Here is a 21,608-nt window from a genome sequence, read left to right on the forward strand (position 1 = left end):
CCTCCCCTACGACAGAACAGCTGAGCCGGAGCGGCCGGCATCGAACACTCCGGACGCCTTATGACGGTACGGGCTGTGACGGAGCCTCGCGGTCGTGCTCCGGGCGGTGTTTCTCGCCGGTGTCCTCGGACAGCGCCCCGAAGCGGCGGCGCAGGAGATGGGTGGCGGTGCCCCACAGACCCCGGCGGAAGAGCATGACCACGACGATGAAGATCCCGCCCGTGACCAGGCCGACCTCGTCGAAACCGGCCGTGGCCAGCCAGTCCTCCAGCCGGACGATCACCCCGGCGCCGATCAGGCTGCCCCACAGGGTGCCGATGCCGCCGAGGACGGTCATCACGACGACCTTGCCCGAGGTGGTCCAGTACACCTCCTGCAGCGAGGCGAAGCCGTGGTTGACCGCGTAGAGCCCGCCGGCCAGCCCGGACAGGAAGGCGGAGATGGTGAAGACCACCACCTTGTACCGGTCGACGGGGTAGCCGAGGGCGCGGGCCCGGGCCGGGTTGTCCCGGACGGCGGCGACGACCCGGCCGAACGGGGAGTGCACGACCCGCCAGGCCGCGAGCAGGCCGAGCAGCACCACCGGCAGCGCCGCGTAGTAGAAGACGAAGGAGTCGGACAGATCCACTCCGGGCAGCGTCCGGGGTATGCCCTGCAGACCGTTCTCCCCGCCGGTGAGGCCGCTCCACTGGTTGGCGACGAAGTACACCATCTGGGCGAAGGCCAGGGTGACCATGGCGAAGTAGATGCCGCTGCGCCGCACCCCGAGGAAGCCGATCGGCACGGCGAGGACCGCGGCGGCCACCGCGCCGCACAGCACCGCGGCGTAGAACGGCAGTCCGGAGTGGATGGCGATCAGGCCGGTGGCGTACGCCGAGGTCCCCCAGAACGCGGCATGGCCGAAGGACAGCAGTCCCGCGTGTCCGAGCAGCAGGTCGAACGCCACGGCGAACAGGGCCCAGCACAGGATGTCGGTGGCCACCGGCGGGTACAGCGTCCAGGGCAGCCCGAAGGCGAGCAGCAGCCCGGCGGCGAGCAGACCCCACCGGACCCACGCGGGGTGAGCCTCCAGCCGGGTGACGACGAAGCGGATCACGCGTGCTCCTCCTTGCCGAACAGGCCGGCCGGGCGGACCAGCAGGACCACGGCCATGAGCAGGTAGACGGAGGTCTGCGACAGGACGGGGACGTAGAGGTTGCCGAGCGCCTGCAGCATCCCGATGAGGAACCCGGCGGTGACCGCCCCGGGGATCGAGCCGAGGCCGCCGATGACGACGACCGCGAAGACGATGATGATCAGGTCGGCGCCCATGGAGGAGTTGACCGCCCGCATGGGCGCGGCCAGTACCCCGGCGAGCGCGGCCAGGCCGGCCCCGAAGCCGAAGACGGGGGTGACCCAGCGGCCGGTGTCGATCCCGAACGCCCTTGTCGTCTCGGGCCGTTCGGTCGCGGCGCGCACCACCGTCCCGATCCGGGTGCGGGTGAGCAGCAGCCACACCGCGAGACATACGACGGCGGCCACGCACAGGACGAACACCTGGTAGGTGGGGAAGGTGAACAGGCCGAGGTCGAGCGAGCCGGGGAAGGGGGCGCCCGCGTACGGCTGCGAGTGCGAGCCGTACTTCATCCGCATCAGGTCCTGGCAGACCAGGGCGATCCCGAAGGTCAGCAGGAAGTTGTAGAGCGGGTCGAGGGCCGCCAGCCGGTGGACGAGCAGCCGCTCGACGAGCATGCCGGCGGCGGCGAGCACGAGGGGCACGATCAGCAGTGCCCACCAGAAGCCGAGGCCGAGGCTGTCGGAGAGCACTACGGCGCCGAACGCGCCGAGCATGTAGAGGGCGCCGTGCGCGAAGTTCACCACGCGCAGCATGCCGAAGATGACGGCCAGGCCGAGCGCGAGCAGGGCGTAGAACCCGCCGCTGACCAGGCCGTTGAACGCCTGTTGCAGGAACGATGTCATGAGTGTTCTTTCCCGTGGCCGGCGGACGGAGGAAAGGGGCTGGAAAAAGCGGCTGGAGGGAAGGGGCTGGAGCAAAGGGACTGGAGCAAAGGAGCGTGGCCCGGAGCCGGGGGGCTGCGGGTGCGGGGGCGGGCCCCGGCGGGCGGCGCGCCCGCCGGGGAGCGGCACGGCAGAGGCTTTCGCGGGTCAGCCCATCGTGCAGTCGGGGGACGGTGCGGCGAACGCCTTGTCGGCGGGGATCGTCTTCACCAGCTTGGTGAAGTCGTCCTCCTCCGTGCTCTCGGCAGGCTCCTTGACCTGCACGAGGTAGGCGTCGTGCACGACCCGGTGGTCCTCCTTGCGCACCTCGGCGTTGCGGGCGAAGACGTCGTCGAACTTCATTCCGTCCAGGGTCTTGGCGACGTCCTCCGCCTTGTCGGTGCCGGCCCTCTGCACCGCCTCCAGGTACTGGGTCGCGGCCGAGTAGTTGGCGGCGTGGTCGAAGGTGGGCGTCACCCCGGTCCGTTCCTTGAACCGCGCCGACCACTGCTTCGCCTTGTCGTCCATGTTCCAGAACCAGGCGGTGGTGTACCTCGTCCCGGCGAGGTTCTTCTGACCGATCGACTTGATGTCGGTGTCGAACATCAGGCCGACGGCCAGCGCGATGTCCTTGTCCTTGAGCTTGAACTGCTGGTACTGCTTGACCACGTTGACCAGGTCGCCGCCGGCCTGCATCACGCCCACGACGTCCGGCTTCGGCTTGTGGGCCGAGGCCTTCAGCAGGAAGGTCGAGAAGTTGTCGTTCGGGAAGGGGGTCGCGTCCTTGCCGACGACCTCGCCGCCGGCGCTCTTGATCGCGGTGCTGAACTTCGCCTCCATGTCCTGGCCGAAGGCGTAGTCCGGGTAGATCAGGTACCAGTTCCTGTCGCCGTGCTCCGTCACCTCGGTGCCGGTGCCGTTGGCGAGCATGTAGGCGTCGTAGGCCCATCCGTAGGTGTACTTGTTGCAGCTCTTGCCGTTCAACTCGGTCGTCGCGGCACCGATGTTGAAGTACAGGCGCTTGGACTGTCCGGCGATGGTGGCGACCGCGAGGGCGGCGGAGGACGTCGGCACGTCGAAGATCGCGTCGGTCTTCTTGCGGTCGTACATCTCGCGCGCCTTGGTGTTGGCGATCTCCGGCTTGTTCTGGTGGTCGGCGGAGATGACCGAGATGTTCTTGGTGACGGCCTTGTCGCCGTGCTTCTTCTTGAAGTCGTCGACGGCCATCTCGACCGCCTTGACGGCGTTCGGCCCGGCGAGGTCGGCGTAGACACCGGACAGGTCGGTCAGTACGCCGAGGGTGATCCCGTCATCGCTGATGCTGCCGCCGCCCGAACCCGGGCCGCCTCCCCCGCAGCCGGCGAGCAGCGCGATGGCCGCGAGCGCCGCCGAGGGCGCCGACCAGGAACGTCTCATGGGTTTCCTCCTGCAAGGGTGTGCCGACGGTGGAGAGAGGGGACGGAAGTGGGCGAGCCGGCCGTGCGGCGGCCGGGCCGGGGATCACAGGCCGAGGTACTGGAGGAGTTCGTGTTCGCGCTCCCGCACCTCGGTGTTGTCGAGCGACCGCACGATGCGGCCCTGGGCCAGCAGGTAGTGGCGGTCGGCGACGGTGGTCGCGAAGCGCACGTTCTGTTCCACGAGGAGAACGCCGACCCCGTGCTCCTTCGCCCCGCGGATGATCTCCCCGATCCGCTGGACGACGATCGGCGCCAGCCCCTCGGTGGGCTCGTCGCAGAGCAGCACCCGCGCCCCCGTGCGCAACACCCTGGCCAGCGCCAGCATCTGCTGCTCACCTCCGGAGAGCCTGGCGCCGGACGTGCGGCGGCGCTGCGCCAGCACCGGGAACGACTCGTAGATCCGCTCCAGCGACCAGGGTGAGCCCGAGGACCTGGCGGCGGCCGGGACCGGAGGGAGGGTGAGGTTCTCCTCGACGGTCAGGCCCGCGTAGATGCCCCGGTCGTCCGGTACGAATCCCAGGCCGAGCCGGGCCCGGCGGTGCGGGGCGGCCGTGCTGATGTCCCGCCCGGCGAAGGTGACCTCGCCGGTCATCCGCTGGTGCAGGCCCATCACACACCTCAGCAGGGTGGTCTTGCCGGCGCCGTTGCGCCCCACGAGGGTGACCACCTCGCCCTCGCCGATCCGCAGCGACACCTCGTCCAGGACCCTGGCCTCGTCGTAGTGGGCGGATACGCCCCGCACCTCAAGCAACGTCCGCCCCCAGATATGCCTCGACGACCTTCGGATCGGACCGCACGTCCCGGTACGGCCCTTCGGCCAGCACCCGGCCGTGCTGGAGCACCGTCACGGTGTCGGCCAGTGACCCGACCACGTTCATGTTGTGCTCGACCATCACCACCGTGCGGTCCTCGCGGACCCGGCCGATGAGGGCGACCGTCCGGTCGACGTCCTCCAGGCCCATCCCGGCGGTCGGCTCGTCGAGCAGCAGCACCTTCGGATCGAGGGCGAGCGCGAGGGCCAGTTCCAGGGCCCGCTTGTGGCCGTACGGCAGACTGCCCGCCGACCGGGTGGCGTGCCGGGCCAGACCCACCTGGTCGAGCAGCTCCATCGCGCGGGAGGTGAAGCGGCGCATCTGTTTGTCGGAGCGCCAGAAGCTGCGCCCGAGGCCCGCTGTGGCCTGCAGGGCCAGCTCGACGTGCGCACAGGCCGTCACCTCGGCGAAGAGGCTGGTGACCTGGAAGGAGCGGGCGACGCCGAGGCGGGCGATGTGCTCCGGCGGCTGCCCGGTGATGTCCCGCCCGCCCAGCGCGATCCGGCCCGCGGAGGCGGGGAGGAAGCCGGTGAGCAGGTTGAACAGTGTCGTCTTGCCGGCCCCGTTCGGCCCGACCAGGGCGTGCACGGTGCCTTCCCGGACGTTCAGGTCGACCCCGTCGACCGCACGGAAGCCCTGAAACTCCTTGACCAGATTCTGCGTTGACAAAATGGCGGGTGATTGGCTCATGCCGATCTCGGCTCCCCTGGGATGCGCCGCCGACTGCCGGCGTTGGGGGGAGACGCTAGAGTCGGCCCCGCACGGGGGCTACGGAGGAGAACACCATAAACCGCACCCCGGCAGTGTGGTTTGCCCACACTGCTGGCCCCGGACGGCACGGCGCGGTGGTAGCGGTGCACTCCATAGTGGAGCCGTGCGGACCGTGGGTTTCCTCCGTGGTCCCGCCCCGGCGCCCTCGGTGACGATGTCCGTCATGGCGATGATGGACACACCGCTCAACACCTGGCTGCTGTTCGGCCATGCCCCCCGCTACTTCCACGACACGGAGATCGTCAGCTACCTGCCGGACGGCGGTCTGCACCGCTGCACCTACGCCGACTTCGGCCGGCGGGCCCAGCGGCTGATGCACGCGCTCGACTCGCTCGGTCTCGAGCGCGGTGACCGGGTGGCGACGCTCGCCTGGAACGGCCACCGTCACCTGGAGGCGTACTGGGCGGTCCCGTGCACCGGGCGCGTTCTGCACACCCTCAATGTGCGGCTGTCGGCGGACCACCTGGCGTACGTCATCGGCCACGCGGACGACCGGGTGATCCTGGTGGACGCCGACCTGCTGCCGCTGCTGGAGCAGGTGCACGGGCTCGGCGCCCTGGCCGGGGTGACCCATGTCGTCGTCCTCGCCGACGGGGTACCACCCACTCCCCTGTCCAGGACAGTGACGGTGGTGGCGTACGAGGAGCTGATCGGCGGCCGTCCCGACCACTACCCGCCCCTCGACATCGACGAGCGGACCCCGCTCGGCCTGTGCTACACCTCCGGCACCACCGGCCGCCCCAAGGGCGTCGTCTACACCCACCGCTCGACGGTGCTGCACGCCATGACCGCCGCCACCGCGGCCGGGGTCGCGATCGGCCCGTCGGACCGGGTGCTGCCGCTCGTTCCCATGTTCCACGCCAACGCCTGGGGCCTGCCGTACACCGCGACCGCGTACGGGGCGAAACAGGTCTTCCACGGCGGACGGCAGGACCCGTCCGCACTGGTGGAGCTGATGGCCGCCGAACGGGTCACCGTGGCCGCAGGTGTGCCCACCGTGTGGATGTCGGTCGCCGACGCGATCGCGGCGCGCGGCGGGCTGCCGGACCTGCGGCATGTGATGTGCGGCGGGGCCCGGCCGCCGGACGCGCTGATCGAACGCTATCGGCGCGAGCTCGGCATCCCCCTGGTCCAGGGTTGGGGCATGACCGAGACCTCCCCGCTGGCGAGCATGGCCTGGCCGAAGGAGCGGATGAGCGACTGGGGCGAGGAGCGGCTCGCTCGGGCCGTACGCGCCAGGGCCGGGCTGCCGCTGCCCGGCGTCCAGGTGGAGATCCGCGACGAGCGGGGCCGGGCCGTCCCGTGGGACGGGGAGGCGATGGGCGAGCTGCTGGTGCGCGGCCCGTGGATCGCCGACTCCTACTTCGGCGGCGAGGGCTCCGACCGGTTCACCGACGACGGCTGGTTCCTGACCGGCGATGTCGCGGTCGGCTCGCCCGACGGCTACTTCGTCATCACCGACCGCGCCAAGGACCTGGTCAAGTCCGGCGGGGAGTGGATCTCCTCGGTCGACATGGAGTCGGCCGTGATGGCGATGGACGGTGTCGTCGAGGCCGCCGTGATCGCCGTACCGGACGAGAAGTGGCAGGAACGGCCGCTGGTGTGCATGGTCCCGCGCCCCGGGGCGCGGGTCGGTCTCGCGGAGGTGCGCGAGCACCTGGAGGGGGCCGGCTTCGCCCGCTGGCAGCTCCCCGACCAGGTGGAGGTGCTCGATTCGCTGCCCCGCACCGGTACGGGCAAATTCGACAAGAAGGTCCTGCGCGCCCGGTTCGGCGCCTGAGTCCGTCCCCGTCCTGTTGCTCCGTCCTGTTGCTCCGTCCTGTCGTCCCCGTCCTGTTCCCCGGCCCGACCCGGAGGTGTCCGAGTGATGCACTTGACGCGTTTGAGGCGTTCATCGCGTTCGTCGCGTTCGTCGCGTTCCAGAACAGCGGCCGCCGTACTGGCCGCCGCCCTGGCAGTCAGCACCGGCGGCGTGGCAACCGCCGCCGACGCGGCGCCGGGCGAGGCCCGCCACTGCGCCGGCCAGTCCCGCGCCACCGTGCCCGGCGCCGCATTCCAGACCACCGCCTGCCTGCCGGACCTGACCACGGCCGCGCTCACCGGTACGCGGTACACCGACCAGGCCGACTGGGCCTCCCTGTCGGCGAAGGGCACCAAGAACCCCTCCGGTGTCCCCGGCATCCAGATCGACGGCTACTTCCCCGACGACTCCAAGCTGAACACCACACACGGCTGGAACCACGACTCGCAGTTCGTCATCCGCCTGCCGGACCGGTGGAACGGCAAACTCGTGGTGACCGGGGCGCCCGGCACCCGCAAGCAGTACGCCCTGGACCATCTCGTCTCCGACCACGTTCTCGCCCAGGGCTACGCGTTCGCCTCCCACGACAAGGGCAACAACGGCGTCGACTTCTACACCGACGGCAAACGCCCCGGCGACGCCGTCGCCGAATGGCACGAGCTGACCACCAGGCTCACCCGCACCGCCAAGCAGGTCACCAAACGCGTCTACGGGAAGGCGCCGCGCCGCACCTACATGACCGGCATCTCCAACGGCGGATACCTGACCCGCTGGCAGCTGGAGAACCACCCCGAGCTGTACGACGGCGGGGTGGACTGGGAAGGCACGCTGATGACGGCCGAAGGCCCCAACCCCTTCACCTTCCTGCCCACCGCGGTCGCCTACCAGGCCGGCCGGGCCACCCACCAGGACATGCTGGACGCGGGCTTCGCCCCTGGTTCCGAGTTCCTCTGGCCCTACCACCAGTCGATCTACTGGGGCCTGACACAGAAGACCTACCGCGCCGAGTTCGACCCGTCCTACGACCCCGACTGCCCGGGGGCGTCGGCCGGCTCCACGCTCGAGGAGATCGTCGCCCCCTGCGCCTCGGACGCCTCGTACGACTACGCCCAGCGGCCGAAGTCGGTACACCGGGCGCTCGACCGGATCTCGCTGACCGGCCGGATCGGCAAGCCGATGCTCACCCTGCACGGCACGCTCGACGCCCTGCTGCCGATCTCCGTCGACTCCGACGTCTACACCAGGATGGTCAAGGCCCGGGGCCGCGAGGGCATGCACCGCTACTACACCATCGAGGCGGGCACCCACGTCGACAGCCTCTACGACGCCTACCCGGACCGGCTCCGCCCGATCCTGCCCTGCTACCGCACCGCCTTCGACGCGCTGACCGCCTGGGTGGAGCGCGGCGCGGCGCCGCCCCCGAGCGGCACCGTGTCCAAGCCCGCCACGGGGGACGTGGTGAACTCCTGCGCCCTGCGCTGACCCTGGAGCGCCACTGACAGCCGCCCCGCCGGAGGCCGTCCGGCGGGGCGGCTTCGCGCGCACCACCTCATGCCGGGAGCAGAGGTGTCAGCACCGCGGCCACCTGGACGGGGCGGAGCGCGGCTCCCGGTCGTCAGACGGCGACCACGTGCACGTCCGTCGGCGCGAGGACCGCCAGGTAGGCGTGGATGTCCCCCGGGTCGGTGGTGAAGATCACCGCGCTGCCGTGCCGGGCCGCCGCCAGTGCCACCCAGGCGTCCACCGCGTCCGGCCGTTTCTTCGCCGGCAGGGCCGCTCGCCCCAGAGCAGTGCCGATGCGCCGCCAGTCCGCGAGGTCCGGGCCCGTAGCACAGGCCAGACACTCCGGACGACCCACCTTCGTCTCGCGCATGGGCGGCCCGGATGTACGGGCCTGAGGGACCGTGCAGTCCTTCAGGACGCCGGACAGAGCGTGCACCAGTGCCGGCTGAGGGCGCCACACCTGGGCGAGGACCGGGCCGAGCACCAGTGCCCGGTGCGGGACCGTGCGCAGTCCCTCGTGGAGAGCCACCGCCTTCGCCTTGCGGTCGGCGAGTGCGATGAGCATGCCGGTGTCGTAGACCGGCACCCGTGCACTCACGCGGCGTGCCCCGGACGGCGGTCGTGCCGGTCCCTGCCGTGGACGAGGTCCAGGGCCTCCTCGACCTCGCGGCGTTCCTGCTCCGTCAGTTCCGCGGCCGGTTCCGGGGCGGGTTCGGCGGGCAGCCCGCCCGCTGCCCGCTCCGCCCGGGCGATGAGCGCGTCCACCTCGGCGAACTGCTCCTCTATGGCGTCACTCTCGGCCATCTGGCGCGTTGCGGCGTGCACCAGGTAGGCCGAGACGTCCATGCCCGCCCGTTCCGCGTGCTGCCTGATGCGTTCGGCCTGGTCTCGCTCCAGGCTGATACTGATCCGCGTCTTTGCCATGAAGGCATCGTATTACGCGTATGACGTCAGTGCGAGTGTGATCAGATGTGGGCAACCCTGGCCCTTCCCCCGCAGCGCCCCGATCCGTACCGCGCCCGTCGGCCGGCTCGGCCGCCCGCGTGAGGTCCGGGCGCCGCCCGCTCAGCGTGGCGTGGGCAGCCCGGGCCCGGGGTCGTCGGTGGTTTCCAGCAGAGCGAGCAGGGCGGGCAGTTCGGCCTTGGCCGCCTTGGCCGGCGCGTCGTACTCGCGGGCCGGTTCGCGCAACCGCTTGTCGACGGAGGCGAGTTGCTCCAGCCCGAGGACGGCGGCGACGGCGCCGTACATCTCGCTGGGCTTGCCGCCGATCACCTGGCCGAGTTCGGAGTACGACAGGAAGGGGCGGTAGGTCGCCGGGTCCGCCTGCCGGCCGAGGTCGGGGAGGGGAACGGGGTCGTGGCCGGGCCGGCCGAGTTCGGCGGCGGAGTCGGCGACATCGTCGCCGTACCAGGTGCGCAGCACGGTGGTGCGCTCGGGATCGCCGCAGAAGCCGCAGAGGCTGCCGGCCGCCGTCCGGCGGGCACGGATGATCAGGATGTCCCGCACATCCTCAGTGGCGGCGGTGGACGCTGACGGCGTAGCCGCCACCGTCGTAGGGGTCGGCGTCCCAGGTGGCGAAGCGGTCGACGAGGGTGAGGCCGGCCGCGGCGCAGCAGTCGTCGTATTCCGACAGTGTGATGCCGGGCGGCACGGGCAGGTGGGCTTCGTCCAGGCCGAAGCCGGCGACCATCAGACCACCTGGACGCAGGGCCGCGGCCAGGCGCTCGACCACCGCGGCCTCGGTGCCGGCGGCGACCAACGGGAAGACATTGCCCGCGGCGACCACGAGGTCGAAGTCCGCCGCGATGCCGAGCAGGTCCGGCTCGAACTCGGCCAGATCGGCCTGGAACCAGGGCAGTTCCGGCGCCTGCTTCCGCGCCACCGCCAGCATCGACGCGTCAAGGTCCACCCCGACGCAGTCGTACCCCAGCTCCGCGAGCCGGATCATGACCCGTCCGGTGCCGCACCCTGCATCCAGCACCCGCGCTCCGGCAGGCACGAGAGCCGCGCAGAACCGCGCCTCACCGTGCATGTCCTTCCCGCTGCGGGCCAGGGCCGCGAACCGTGCGGCGTAGTCCTCCCCGGACGTCTCCCCGGTCAACTCCCTCCAACGGCTCATGCGGTCAACTATAGGTCGACCGTGTGACAGGGGGCGGCCGGTTCGCCCCTCGGCACGTTGACAGGCGTCTGCCGGCATGCTGCGATGGGGCGCTGCTCAGCCGGACCTGCGCCTTGCCGCTTGCCGCTCGGGCACCGGATCGACGGCCACTTGACCGGGGGCGGTGCCCCCGAACCCGGAGCGAGGACCCATGCCGCAGCGCGCCGCGACCGTCGTCGGCGGTGGGATCGGCGGCCTTGCGGCGGCCATCGCCCTGCACCGCCGGGGCTGGCGCGTCGAGGTACTGGAACGGGCCCCGGGGTTCACCGAGATCGGCGCCGGCATCTCCCTGTGGCCGAACGCGCTGCGCGCGCTGGAGGTGCTCGGCCTGGCCGGTGCCGTCCGGGCACTCGGCGCCGTCGAGGCCGCGGGCGGCGTACGCGACCGCCGGGGCCGCCGGCTGTCCCGTACGGACAACGCGGAGCTGACCCGCCGCTTCGGTCATCCCCTGGTGGTCCTGCACCGCGCGGACCTGTTGCGGGTGCTCACCGAGGCGCTGCCCGCCGGGGCTCTGCGCTCGGGCAGCGAGGTGTCCGCGGTGCGCGACGACGGCCACCGCGTGGTCGTCGACCACCGAAGGGGCGGGTCCCGGTCCGATCTCGTGGTCGGCGCCGACGGGCTGCGCAGTGCGGTCCGCCGTACCCTGTGGCCCGACGCGGCCGGCCCCCGGTACGCCGGTTACACCGCCTGGCGCATGGTCACCGAGCCTCTCGCCGAGCCGCCCTCCGAGGGTGCGGTGACCTGGGGCCGTGGGGCGAGGTTCGGCTGCACGGCGCTGCCGGGCGGGCGGATGTACTGCTTCGCGACCGCGTCGCTGCCGGAGGGAGCGGCCTCCGGCTCGTCCGAGTACGCCGAACTGCTGCGCCGGTTCGGGTCCTGGCCGGACCCCATTCCCGCCCTGCTGGCCGCCGTCCCCGCGGACGCGGTGCTCCGGCACGACCTGTACGACCTGCCGCCGCTGCCCTCCTTCGTCCACGGCCGGGTCGCGCTGCTGGGCGACGCGGCCCATGCCATGACCCCCAATCTGGGCCAGGGCGCGTGCCAGGCACTGGAGGACGCGGTCACCCTCGCCCACTGTCTCGACTCCACCCCGGACGTGGCCGCCGCGCTCCGCTCGTACGACGTGCTGCGTCGCCCGCGGACGCAGGCCATCACGCGCCGCTCCGCCCGGCTCGGCGTGGTCGGCCAGCTGTCGTGGCCGCCCGCGGTGCTGCTGCGTGACACGGCCGCCCGGCTGACGCCGACGCGGGCGGCGCTGCGTTCCATGACGCCGGTGCTCGGCTGGACCCCGCCCGGTGACCGGGTGAGCACGACGGAGAGCACGACGGAGAGCGGGAGCCACTGATGCCGGACTGGACGTACCACCCGCTGCGCGGCCTGGCCGCCGCCGTCCTCGGCCGCCGCCGTTCGCAGCGCACCGCACTGCGGCTGCTGGCCTCGATCGGCTCCCGTCCCGCCGGCGCGCGGCTGATCGCCCGGGGGTTCGGCCACCGCCATCCGCCGAAGCGGCTCGCCGGCGAGATCGCCGATGTGCCCGTGACCGTCCGCCTCGGCCTGTCCGTCCCGCCCTCGCTCGCCCGCGAGGCGGTACGCGCCATGCCGCCGCTCGGGGCCGGTGTCGTCGAGGTGGCGCCCGTCTCGGCGGCCGACGCGGAGACCGTGCGCGAGGCCGCTGCCGGCCGCTCGATCCCGCTGGTCGTCCGCGCCTGCGACCCGGAGGCCGAGGCCTCCCTCAAACCCCATGTCGACGGGTTCACCAGCGGCGACGATCCCCACGTGGTCCACGTGTCCGACCCGTCGGTCACCGCCGCGGCCACCGCACTCGAGGAGCCGGACGCCGTCGTGCTCGCCCGGCCCGGGGTGCTCGTCGAGGCCGGACCCGGCTGGTTCGCACGGGTCACCGAGGCAGCCACGCCCACCGCGCCCGCTCCCGTGCTGCGGGACGTCGGCCGCGATCCCCGCCGCTGGCCCGCCTGGTGGTGGGGGCTGCTCGTCGGGCTCGGCATGACGGGCGCCGGACTGGGCGCCGCGGCGATCACGCTCGGTCCGGTGCTGCTCTGGTACGACCGCGACTACCTCGGCATGACGCTGCACGAACTGCGTGCCGCCAACCACCACCTCGTGCACTTCCTCCAGCACGACCGGATCACCATGGCCGGCACGATGATGGCGATCGGCGCCCTCTACACCGGTCTCGCCGTGGGCGGGATCAGGCGCGGCTGGCCCTGGGCCCGCGAGGTGTACCTGCTCTCGGGGGCGGTCGGCTTCCCCACCTTGTTCTACTTCCTGGCCACCGGCTTCGTGGAACCCCTGCACACGGCCACCACCCTCGTGCTCTTCCCGATGTTCGTGGCCGCGGTCCGCCGGACCCCGCACGCGCCGCGGTGGCGCCTGGCGCCCGAGGGGCCGGAGCCGGAGCGCCGGCGGGCGCTGGTCGGCCAGCTGCTGCTGATCGTCACGGGAGCGGGGCTGTTCGTCGGCGGAGCGGTTATCTCGGTGATCGGTCTGACCGGTGTCTTCGTGCCGACCGACCTGACCTTCCTGGGCACCGACACGCAGACACTGGAAGCGGTGAATCCCCGGCTCGTGCCGTTCGTCGCGCACGACCGCGCGGGGTTCGGCGGCGCCCTGATGGCCTCGGCGGTGGCGATCGTCCTGCTCAGCGCGTGGGGCTGGCGGCGGGGTGAGGCCTGGGTGTTCTGGACCCTGACCGCGGCGGCGGCCACCGGCTTCCTGCCGGCTGTCGTGGTGCACGGCGCGATCCACTACACGGACTTCATCCACCTCGCGCCGGTCTACTTCGGCATCGCCCTGACCGGCACCGGCCTGCTCCTCGCACGCCCGTACCTCTGCGCCAGGACGCCGTCGAGAGCGAGGGACCAGGGCATCGGCTCGGACTCTTCGGCCGACGGGTGCGGGCGTGACGCTGCTTGATCAGGTCGCGGTGCCACCGCTCCACAGGGCCCGGGGCGTCACCGTCGGCCACGAACACGCGACAAGGCCCGCGACCGTGAGGTCGGGGCCCTCGCGTCTGTACCGTAGCAGCGAGTGTCCGAGGGGGGATTCGATCCCGCTGCACCCATTACCCACACCGATCGCCGATCCTGAGGAAGAGAAGGTGCGAAGGCGGGAGAGGAGGCGTGGTGCGAACCAGCGACGAGATCTACCACCGGGTCCGCTGGGACCCGCGGTTCGACCCGGCCCGGTTCGTGCTGGGGATCAGCCAGCGCGGGGACGGCCTCAAACGCATCCCGCTGTCCTCCTTCGTGCCCGGGGGCGACATCCCGTGGCACCGGGTGGTGTTCATCGAGGCGGACGGCGAGGTGGTCTGGGACCGGGCCACGGGCGTGGACCGCGTCGACGCGTCGGGCGCCGGCCGGGTGCGGCACCCGCAAGCACACCTGAGCTCCGGCACGAGCCCCGGCAGGGGCGAGTCCGCCGGCGTCCTCGACGTGTCCCCGACGGCCCGCACGGCGGTGGCCTGGATCCCGCCCGCGGAGCTGTGGCCGCCCATCCAGGACATCCGCCGGGATTACGATCCGCAGATCCACCGTTGGCCGCCGCACGTCAACCTGCTCTTCGGCTTCGTGCCGGAGTCCGACTTCGAGCGGGCTGCCCCACTGCTCGCCGCGGCGACGGCCGAGACGCCGGTCTTCACCGCCCGGCTGGACGGGGTGCGCACCTTCCGGCACAGGGCGTACTTCACCGTGTGGCTCGACCCGACGGCAGCCGGCGAGGTGCCCTGGGCGGACCTGCACCGCGTACTGCAGCAGCGGTTCCCGCGCTGCAGGGGGCCCGCCAGGAACTTCACCCCCCATCTGTCCCTGGGCCGGACCCGGGATCCGAGGCGAGTCACCGCCGACTGCACCACCCGGCTGGACACCATGACGGCGACGGTCTGGGAACTCGTCCTGCTCTCACGCAGGGGCGACGGGCCGATGCGGCCACGGGCCACGGTCGCCCTGCGCACGGGCGAGGTCCGTTGGCTGCCCACGCCCGGCCCCGAAGCGCCGGGCCCGGAGGACACGGCATGGCTCTCCGAAATCACCGACAGGTGAGGCCATGGCCAGGGTGGATCCGGGCTCAATCGGCCCGGAATTCCCTCCAAGAATCTGTCAGAATTCGCCGAACTCATCGCGATGAACAGAATTCTGCCGCCGCGCTCATCGACATGGGCCCTCCGCGTGACGCCCGACATCACCGACCACACCGTGTCACGGTCAGGCGTGATGCGCCGAGGGAAGCGAGGCGGAGTAGCGTGGAGGAGTGCGAAGGCGACCGAGGTCTTGGTGCCTGGAGCTATTTGCAGATGTGTCCAGAGCCTTGATGCGTCCGGAGGGGAGAAAGCGGGCAGCGAGTGATCGTGGCCTGTCGACCACTCAGAGCCCCTTCAGGTGACCTTCCGTATCCGTGTGTCAAGAGGACGTATGCGCATAGCCGACGACTCTTCGCAGAGTCCTGTGGGAGCCCTGGGGAAAGTGACGGTGGCGATCCCACAGGACGGTCCCGGGGAAGTTCTCGTGGCCGTACGGGGCGGCTCGGAAGCCTATGCGGCCTGGTCCGCGGCACCGGTTGCCAAGGACGTCCGCGTGATCGTGATCGACTCCATCTCGGCACGCTCGGTGATCGTTGAGCCGCTGCCGTCCTGAAGCGTCTTCTTGGTTCCGCAGGATGCGAGGTGATTCCTCATGCTTTTCTGGCATGTTCCCGCACCGAATGAGGCAATGCTCATTTCCGGCTCCAAACGGCAGGCCGAGAAAACCCAGTTTCGTATCGTCACCGGTCATGGCAGTTTTGTGCTACCCGTCAAGCAGAAGGCCCGGATGCTGTCGCTGGCCCTGCGGGAAGCGGAGATCGCGGAGGACTGTGTGACCCAGCAGGGAATTCGGCTCGCGGTGCGGGCCGTATGCGTGTTCAAGGTAGGTGACGACGCGGTGTCGATCGCCAATGCCGCCCGCCGGTTCCTGTCGGAACAGCATCGGATGGAGGAGTTGGTCGGCCGGATCTTCGCGGGACATCTGCGTTCCATCATCGGCGGACTCACAGTGGAGCAGATCATCCGCGAGCGCAGCCGGGTCTCCCAGGAAGTGGTGGCGGGCAGCCATGGTGAGATGGAGAAACTCGGCATCGTCGTGGACGCACTCCAGATCCAGGAGATCGAGGACGCCACCGGATACATCGACAACCTGGCGGCACCGCATGCCGCCGCGGTGGCGAGCCAGGCCCGGATAGCGCAGGCCAAGGCTGATCAGGAAGCAGCGGAGCGGGAGCAGCAGGCCGCCGCGCTCAAGGCCGAGTACGAACGGGACACCGCGATCAAGCGGGCGGGCTTCACCGCTGAGACCGAGCAGTACAACGCCCGCGCCGCACAGGCGGGCCCCCTCGCCCAGGCCAGGGCTTCCCAGGAGGTCATCGAGGAACAAACCGCTCTGGCCCAGCGCCAGGCCGGTCTGGCGGCCCAGCGGCTGGAGGCGGAGGTACGGCGCCCGGCGGACGCGGAGGCTTATCGGCAGCGGGCCCTGGCCGAGGCGGGCCGCGACCGGGCCAGGTTCGAGGCCGACGGAACCGCCTACGCCGAGCGGACCATCGCCCAGGCTCAGGCCGACGCCAACACGGCTCGTGCCGCCTCGCTCCGTGACGGCAACCAGGAACTCATCGCTGCCAACCGGGTCGTGGAGAATCTGCCCGCCCTCGCCGAGGCGGCGGCCCGTGGCATGTCCGGAGCCAATCTCACCGTCCTGAACGGCACCGACGGTATCAACCAGGTGGCGGCCGGAGTGGTGGCGCAAGGTCTGTCCATCCTCGACTCGCTCCAGCACTCGACGCCCTCACCCACCACAGGAAGGCAGGTTCCGGCCAAGTCCGGGAAGACAGGTACCGGCCGAGCCCGAGAAGGCTTGAACCCGCGAGAAGCCCTGAACTCGGAGGAGTGACAGCTGTTATGGATGCGGATCGCGCCAACCGTGTGGTGGCGGCGTTCGGGCCCGGGAGGTGATGGCCCATCTCGTGGAGGCAGGTGTCAACGAGTTCGGGGTCGGGTTGGGGTCGTTCTGGACGAGGCGTCGAAGCGCCCTGGGACGTCGATGGCGCATCGGGGCTGGACGCGGAAATCGTCAGCGACAGTGTGCTCATCGGTTTCGACGGAGGCCTCCTGGACGAGGCCCTGTTGCAGCGGTCACCGCTGAGGTCGCCGAGCGGCACGGCTCTGACCGAGGTCGACCAGCCACTCGCCGACACTTTCCCGCCCCCGTCCCCCAGTGGAAGGTGAGCGATCCCGAGGAGTTCAGCGTCAGGAGGCCGCCGACACCGTCGGGCAGCGACGAGTCGCCGACGTGGTCCCGCCGCACCGCCGCGCCACCCGTCAGCCGGACCGTGCCGGACTGGACCAACGCCGCGCCCTGCCCGTCCGCCGGCACAGGCGTCAGCGTTCAGGTGTACGAGCCGTTGGGAAGCAGTCCGCCTGTCGTGTCACGGCCGTTCCATGTCGTCGCGATCGAGTACGCGGCCGGTCCGTCCCTGCGCGTGGCAACGACGCGGCCCGTGGCCTTGACTCTGTGGGGGATCTTGGGGTTTCCCGGTGCGGCAGCATGATGTCTGCTCAAGGATTCCAAAGTGATGGTCAGCAGACGAGCACACGGGGGAGGATGGCCGCCATGACGGATGAAGGCCTCTCCATCGACCTCACCAAGCCCAGTATCGCCCGCGTCTACGACTACGTGCTCGGCGGCAAGGACAACTACGCTGTGGACCGGGAGATCGGCGACGTGTTCAAACGTGACCTTCCTGGTTCGGTGGCAATCGCCTTCGCCAACCGCGCAGCCCTGACCCGGGCGGTCGGGGAGATCGTGACGACCACCGACGTACGGCAGTTCATCGACCTGGGCAGTGGTCTTCCGACCGCCGACAACGTCCACCAGGTCGCGCAACGGCACGCTCCGGAGTCTCGGGTCGTGTACGTCGACATCGACCCCCAAGTGCTGGTCCACGGCCGTGCGTTGTTGGAGGAAAACGACCGGACCCGGGTCGTCCCGGCCGATGTACGCAACCCCGAAGACGTCCGTACCCACCCGGACACCCTGGAACTGATCGACTTCGACCGCTCCGTCGCCGTCATGTTCAGCGCCATCCTTCACCACGTCAACGACGAGGAAGACCCAGCTGGAATCGTCCGCTACTGGCGCGACCACGTACCCTCCGGCAGCTACTTCTTCGTCAGCCACTTCCGTTCCGGCAACAACCCGGAGACAGCGGAGGCCGAGGGAGTCCTCCAGCAGACTTTCGGCCGCGGCCGGTGGCGCACCGACGAGGAGATCGAATCCCTGCTGGATGGCCTGGAGATCCTCGACCCCGGGATCGTCCCCGCGTCCCTGTGGCGTCCTGACGTGGCTGACAGCCCGTGGAACAGCGGCGGCGAACGGGAGCTCACCGTCTGGGAGCGTCTCATCGCCGCCGGGCTGGCCCGGAAAGCCTAGTTCGGAGCGGTGCGGGTGGGTCTCGTAGTCGCGGGCGAGCGTCGGTGGTGCATTGTGCGGCGGGGTGCAGCCCGGGCTTCCGGCCCTCCGCCTCCCGGACCAGTCGCCGCGGCACTCCATTGAGCCGGCCGAACACGCCGTCCTTCTGCCAGGCCGTGAAATGGCCATGGACCGTCTCCCATGGGGCGAAGTCGTGCGGCAGTTACCGCCGAGGGATGCCAGTGCGGTCGGCCGGCCCCTTTGCGCCGCAGCAGGGGGCCGAGTGTTCACCTGCCTCCATGGCGAAGGGCTACTTGTGGGTGGCCGGATGTTCACAGACTGCTCATAGCTTCCAACGCGTCCACCCAGTACCACGACTTGCACAGGGAGACGCACTCATGCGCCGTACCCGTCTCGCCACAGCGGCTCTCACGCTCGGCCTGAGCCTGCCCCTCGGGCTGATGGCTGCCGGCCCGGCAGCCGCCGCGGCCGGGCCGATGGCGTTCGAGCCGATCAAGGGCTCGGCCTACGACCAGGTGACCCCCGACTGGAGCGAGCCGCTCGTCGCCCCCGAGGGCTTCACCCAGAAGCTCGTCGCCGACGAGACCGTCCTCGACATCTACGGCGGCACCGCCGACGACCTCACCGACATGAACACGGTCAACGAGACCGGCCCGCAGGCCGGCCGTTACCTCTACCGCACCCACGAGGTCGGCTCCAACGGCTCCCTGTCCGTCGTCGACCTGAAGACCGGCGAGGCCAAGGTCATCGCCCAGCGCGCGGACTGGAGCCGGCTCGACGGCCTGCGCTGGACCCCGTGGGGCACCCTGCTCTTCGCCGAGGAGACGACCGGCGGCCGCCTCTTCGAGGCGTTCCTCGACTCCGAGGACCCGACGAAGATCACCCGCGTCGAGGAGCGCCGCGAGGCCGGCATCATGCGGCACGAGGGCATCGAGGCGCTCGCCGACGGCACCGTCTTCGTCATCGACGAACTCAACGGCGGCTCGATCTACAAGTTCGTGCCCACCAAGCGCGGCGACCTGTCCGACGGCCGGCTCTACGCGCTGAAGATCAAGGGCCTCTCCGACGCCGAGCAGAAGTGGAGCTCGGCGACGTACGACAAGAAGGTCGGCGCCTTCGAGTGGGTCGCGCTCGACATGGACAAGGTGGTCGTGGACGCCGACGCCGCGGCCAACGCCGTCAACGCCACCGAGTTCGGCCGTCCGGAGGACGTCGAGGTCATCGGCGACACGCTGTACGTCGCCAACACCAGCGAGGACCGTGTCGTCGCCGTCGACCTGAACAAGAACGTGCTCACCAGCTTCGTCCAGGCCGGGAAGAACGTGCCGGTCGAGAACGCCGGCGCCAAGATGACGGGCTTCAACAGCCCGGACAACCTCGCCGAGGGCCCTGACGGCCGCCTGTGGATCGTCGAGGACAACTACCTCAGCGACATCTACGTCGCCGGCAAGGACAACGACAAGGACGGCGCCGCCGACAAGGTCGAGCTGTTCGGCTCGCTCAAGGACCCGGGTGCCGAGATCAGCGGCATCTACTTCGGCAAGGACCCGAAGAGCCTCTTCTTCAACGTCCAGCACCCCGACAAGCCGAAGGCCGACGGCACCTGGAAGATCACCCGCCGCTGACCTGCTCCCCGCCCCGCTCCTGACCCGAGCCCCGAAGGGCCCTGCCGCATCCGCGACGGGGCCCTTCCGTCTCGGGCGGCGGGCCCATGCCCCGCGTAAAGAGGTCGTGTGCCGGGCACTGGATGCGTGGGTCGCCCGGGCCCTCGCACCAGACCTGCTCACCGCCACCGTCACAGCACTCAGCCAAGCAAGCACCGCAGAGACGCAGACCTCCGAGCAGGCCCAGGCTCGCCAGGCGATCACCGAAAGAATCGGAGGCATCACACCACGCGTCCGCGCCGCCGACGCGGAGAAGGAGGGCCCCTTCACGAAGCCCTGGACATCACCATTACCCATGAACACGCAACGAGAGCCGCGACCGTCAGGTCGAGGCCCTCTCATACGTATCGACACAGTGAGTGTCCGAGGGGGGACTTGAACCCCCACGCCCGATAAAGGGCACTAGCACCTCAAGCTAGCGCGTCTGCCATTCCGCCACCCGGACCAGGTGCCTGCCGCCCGAGCGGGGATGTTCCCCGCGGCGACAGGACAACAATACCAAGGTTTGGGGGTGGCTTTCACCTGCGTATCTGCCCCTGGGGGCGCCTCGGAAGGGGCCTCGGGAGTGAATACGGAGAGTGCCCAGATGGCCACCTTCAGAGTTTAGCCTCCTAGTGTCCGTACGGTGCTACCGGGATCATTCGCAGGACTCGGCGAACACTGCCTGCCGGTACTTCGTCACAAAAACCAATTGGACATGCAGCCGGAAACACAGTGCGACCAGCACAAATGTTCTCATCGGCACTCATAAGCCGACTGTGTACCGTGATCGGTGTGCAGCTTCGGTACAGCTTCCGCCTGTACCCCAGCGCCGGTCAGCGCACCGCGCTGGCACGGGCGTTCGGGTGTGCGCGAGTGGTCTACAACGACGCGCTCCGCGCCCGTGAGACCGCCCGCAGCGAGGGGCTGCCATTCCCGAAGACCGGCAAGCTGTCCAAGCAGCTCATCACCGAGGCGAAGAAAACCCCGGAACGGGCCTGGCTCGGCGAGGTGTCCGCCGTGATCCTCCAGCAGTCCCTGAGGGACCTCGACAGCGCGTACAAGAACTTCTTCGACGGACTGAAAGGCAAACGCCCGCGCATGGGCGCGCCCCGGTACAAGTCCCGCAAGGACACCCGGCAGGCCGTCCGCTTCACCGCGAACGCCCGCTGGTCGATCACGCCGGGCGGGAAGCTGCGCCTGCCGAAGATCGGCGACGTGAAGGTGAAGTGGTCCCGGAGCCTGCCCTCGGTGCCGTCCACGGTGACGGTGGTCAAGGACAGCGCCGGCCGGTACTTCGCGAGCTTCGTCGTCACCGGCCCGGCCGAGACGCTGCCGGAGGCCACACCCGAGATCGGGATCGACCTGGGTCTGACGCACTTCGCCGTGCTCTCGGACGGCACGAAGATCGACTCTCCGCGCTTCCTGCGCCGGGCGGAGAAACGGCTGAAGAAGGCGCAGCGTGCCCTCTCCCGCAAGGAGAAAGGCTCGAAGAACCGCGACAGGGCCCGGCACAAGGTAGCCCGCGCGCACGCGCAGGTGGCCGACGCGCGCCGCGAGTTCCACCACCAGCTCTCCACAAGGTTGATCCGCGAGAACCAAGCGGTCGCCGTGGAGGACCTGGCGGTGAAGGGACTCGCCCGCACGCGCCTGGCCAAGTCCGTCCACGACGCCGGATGGTCGGCGTTCGTGGCCATGCTGGAGTACAAGGCCGCCCGGTACGGGCGGACCTTCGTCCGAGTCGGCCGCTTCGAGCCCACCAGCCAGGTCTGCTCGGCCTGCGGTATGCAGGACGGCCCCAAGCCCCTGCACGTCCGTGTCTGGACGTGCAGGGCGTGCGGGGCCGTCCTGGACCGGGACACCAACGCGGCGGTCAACGTCGCCAAGGCGGCCGGACTGGCCGTGTCAGCCCATGGAGCGCAGGTAAGACCGGGACCCGTCCCGGCACAGCGCGGCGAAGCGGGAACCCACCCGACACCCCAGCCTTCAACGGCACGGTAGGCGGGAATCGCCG

The 21,608-nt window shown here is 70.4% G+C and carries 18 protein-coding genes, 1 tRNA gene and 2 pseudogenes; 10 read left to right on the forward strand and 11 right to left on the reverse strand.

Features of this window, described 5'->3' with window-relative positions; all coding sequences use genetic code 11:
- Nucleotides 1-58: 58 nt before the first annotated feature.
- The 5 genes from DEP02_RS30545 to DEP02_RS30565 all read right to left on the reverse strand — a co-directional run bounded on the left by DEP02_RS30545 (nt 59) and on the right by DEP02_RS30565 (nt 4,936).
- Entirely contained in the window at nt 59-1,096 is a 1,038-nt protein-coding gene (locus DEP02_RS30545; protein WP_112470914.1) for a branched-chain amino acid ABC transporter permease, read from the reverse strand.
- Nucleotides 1,093-1,959 carry a branched-chain amino acid ABC transporter permease gene (locus DEP02_RS30550; RefSeq protein WP_112470915.1) on the reverse strand — a complete coding sequence of 289 codons (867 nt, stop codon included), beginning with the start codon at nt 1,957-1,959 and terminating at the stop codon, nt 1,093-1,095. The genes DEP02_RS30545 and DEP02_RS30550 overlap by 4 nt, the downstream gene beginning before the upstream one ends.
- A 186-nt stretch (nt 1,960-2,145) precedes the next feature.
- Entirely contained in the window at nt 2,146-3,393 is a 1,248-nt protein-coding gene (locus tag DEP02_RS30555; protein ID WP_112470916.1) for an ABC transporter substrate-binding protein, read from the reverse strand.
- An 84-nt stretch (nt 3,394-3,477) separates the two neighbouring features.
- Nucleotides 3,478-4,176 carry an ABC transporter ATP-binding protein gene (locus DEP02_RS30560; RefSeq protein WP_198668669.1) on the reverse strand — a complete coding sequence of 233 codons (699 nt, stop codon included), beginning with the start codon at nt 4,174-4,176 and terminating at the stop codon, nt 3,478-3,480.
- Between the two features lies 1 nt (nt 4,177).
- Complete coding sequence (locus tag DEP02_RS30565) at nt 4,178-4,936, reverse strand: ABC transporter ATP-binding protein (protein WP_112470918.1); 759 nt, start codon at nt 4,934-4,936, stop codon at nt 4,178-4,180.
- Between the two features lie 244 nt (nt 4,937-5,180).
- Here DEP02_RS30565 and DEP02_RS30570 point away from each other — a divergent pair, with 244 nt between their 5' ends.
- Complete coding sequence (locus DEP02_RS30570) at nt 5,181-6,797, forward strand: long-chain fatty acid--CoA ligase (protein ID WP_112470937.1); 1,617 nt, start codon at nt 5,181-5,183, stop codon at nt 6,795-6,797.
- 87 nt (nt 6,798-6,884) lie between these two features.
- Entirely contained in the window at nt 6,885-8,300 is a 1,416-nt protein-coding gene (locus tag DEP02_RS30575; RefSeq protein WP_112470919.1) for a tannase/feruloyl esterase family alpha/beta hydrolase, read from the forward strand.
- Nucleotides 8,301-8,433: 133 nt separating this feature from the next.
- Here DEP02_RS30575 and DEP02_RS30580 read toward each other — a convergent pair whose 3' ends face one another.
- The 4 genes from DEP02_RS30580 to DEP02_RS30595 all read right to left on the reverse strand — a co-directional run bounded on the left by DEP02_RS30580 (nt 8,434) and on the right by DEP02_RS30595 (nt 10,440).
- Nucleotides 8,434-8,919, reverse strand: coding sequence for a PIN domain-containing protein (locus tag DEP02_RS30580; RefSeq protein WP_198668670.1), 486 nt, complete (start codon nt 8,917-8,919; stop codon nt 8,434-8,436).
- Nucleotides 8,916-9,245 (reverse strand): plasmid mobilization protein, encoded by a 330-nt coding sequence (locus tag DEP02_RS30585; RefSeq protein WP_112470921.1) that lies wholly within the window; start codon nt 9,243-9,245, stop codon nt 8,916-8,918. Before DEP02_RS30585 ends, DEP02_RS30580 begins: the two co-directional genes overlap by 4 nt.
- A gap of 141 nt (nt 9,246-9,386) precedes the next feature.
- Complete coding sequence (locus DEP02_RS30590) at nt 9,387-9,827, reverse strand: hypothetical protein (protein WP_112470922.1); 441 nt, start codon at nt 9,825-9,827, stop codon at nt 9,387-9,389.
- A 4-nt stretch (nt 9,828-9,831) separates the two neighbouring features.
- Nucleotides 9,832-10,440, reverse strand: a complete 609-nt coding sequence (locus DEP02_RS30595) for a class I SAM-dependent methyltransferase (protein WP_112470923.1) — start codon at nt 10,438-10,440, stop codon at nt 9,832-9,834.
- A gap of 190 nt (nt 10,441-10,630) precedes the next feature.
- Here DEP02_RS30595 and DEP02_RS30600 point away from each other — a divergent pair, with 190 nt between their 5' ends.
- The 6 genes and pseudogenes from DEP02_RS30600 to DEP02_RS30620 all read left to right on the forward strand — a co-directional run bounded on the left by DEP02_RS30600 (nt 10,631) and on the right by DEP02_RS30620 (nt 17,951).
- Nucleotides 10,631-11,824, forward strand: coding sequence for an FAD-dependent monooxygenase (locus DEP02_RS30600; protein ID WP_112470924.1), 1,194 nt, complete (start codon nt 10,631-10,633; stop codon nt 11,822-11,824).
- The gene (locus tag DEP02_RS30605) at nt 11,824-13,413 is read left to right on the forward strand and encodes a hypothetical protein (RefSeq protein ID WP_112470925.1); all 1,590 of its coding nucleotides are present in this window, start codon (nt 11,824-11,826) and stop codon (nt 13,411-13,413) included. The genes DEP02_RS30600 and DEP02_RS30605 overlap by 1 nt, the downstream gene beginning before the upstream one ends.
- Before the next feature lie 209 nt (nt 13,414-13,622).
- Nucleotides 13,623-14,357, forward strand: a pseudogene (locus DEP02_RS30610) (RNA repair domain-containing protein); the annotation flags it as partial.
- A gap of 600 nt (nt 14,358-14,957) precedes the next feature.
- Nucleotides 14,958-15,128, forward strand: coding sequence for an NfeD C-terminal domain-containing protein (locus DEP02_RS33750; protein ID WP_157977578.1), 171 nt, complete (start codon nt 14,958-14,960; stop codon nt 15,126-15,128).
- 75 nt (nt 15,129-15,203) lie between these two features.
- Nucleotides 15,204-16,412, forward strand: a complete 1,209-nt coding sequence (locus DEP02_RS30615) for an SPFH domain-containing protein (RefSeq protein WP_232839345.1) — start codon at nt 15,204-15,206, stop codon at nt 16,410-16,412.
- 720 nt (nt 16,413-17,132) lie between these two features.
- Nucleotides 17,133-17,951: an SAM-dependent methyltransferase gene (locus DEP02_RS30620; protein ID WP_112470927.1), complete on the forward strand. Its 819-nt coding sequence runs from the start codon at nt 17,133-17,135 to the stop codon at nt 17,949-17,951.
- A gap of 34 nt (nt 17,952-17,985) precedes the next feature.
- Here DEP02_RS30620 and DEP02_RS35620 read toward each other — a convergent pair.
- Nucleotides 17,986-18,180, reverse strand: a pseudogene (locus tag DEP02_RS35620) (transposase); the annotation flags it as partial.
- A 148-nt stretch (nt 18,181-18,328) separates the two neighbouring features.
- Here DEP02_RS35620 and DEP02_RS30630 point away from each other — a divergent pair.
- Nucleotides 18,329-19,576, forward strand: coding sequence for an alkaline phosphatase PhoX (locus DEP02_RS30630; RefSeq protein ID WP_112470928.1), 1,248 nt, complete (start codon nt 18,329-18,331; stop codon nt 19,574-19,576).
- A 399-nt stretch (nt 19,577-19,975) separates the two neighbouring features.
- On the opposite strand, the gene DEP02_RS30635 is transcribed toward DEP02_RS30630, so the two are convergent.
- Nucleotides 19,976-20,060: transfer RNA gene (locus tag DEP02_RS30635), tRNA-Leu, on the reverse strand.
- 329 nt (nt 20,061-20,389) lie between these two features.
- Here DEP02_RS30635 and DEP02_RS30640 point away from each other — a divergent pair.
- Complete coding sequence (locus tag DEP02_RS30640) at nt 20,390-21,595, forward strand: RNA-guided endonuclease InsQ/TnpB family protein (protein WP_112470939.1); 1,206 nt, start codon at nt 20,390-20,392, stop codon at nt 21,593-21,595.
- Nucleotides 21,596-21,608 lie beyond the last annotated feature (13 nt).

The sequence above is a fragment of the Streptomyces triticisoli genome (assembly GCF_003270085.1).
Classification (GTDB): domain Bacteria; phylum Actinomycetota; class Actinomycetes; order Streptomycetales; family Streptomycetaceae; genus Streptomyces; species Streptomyces triticisoli.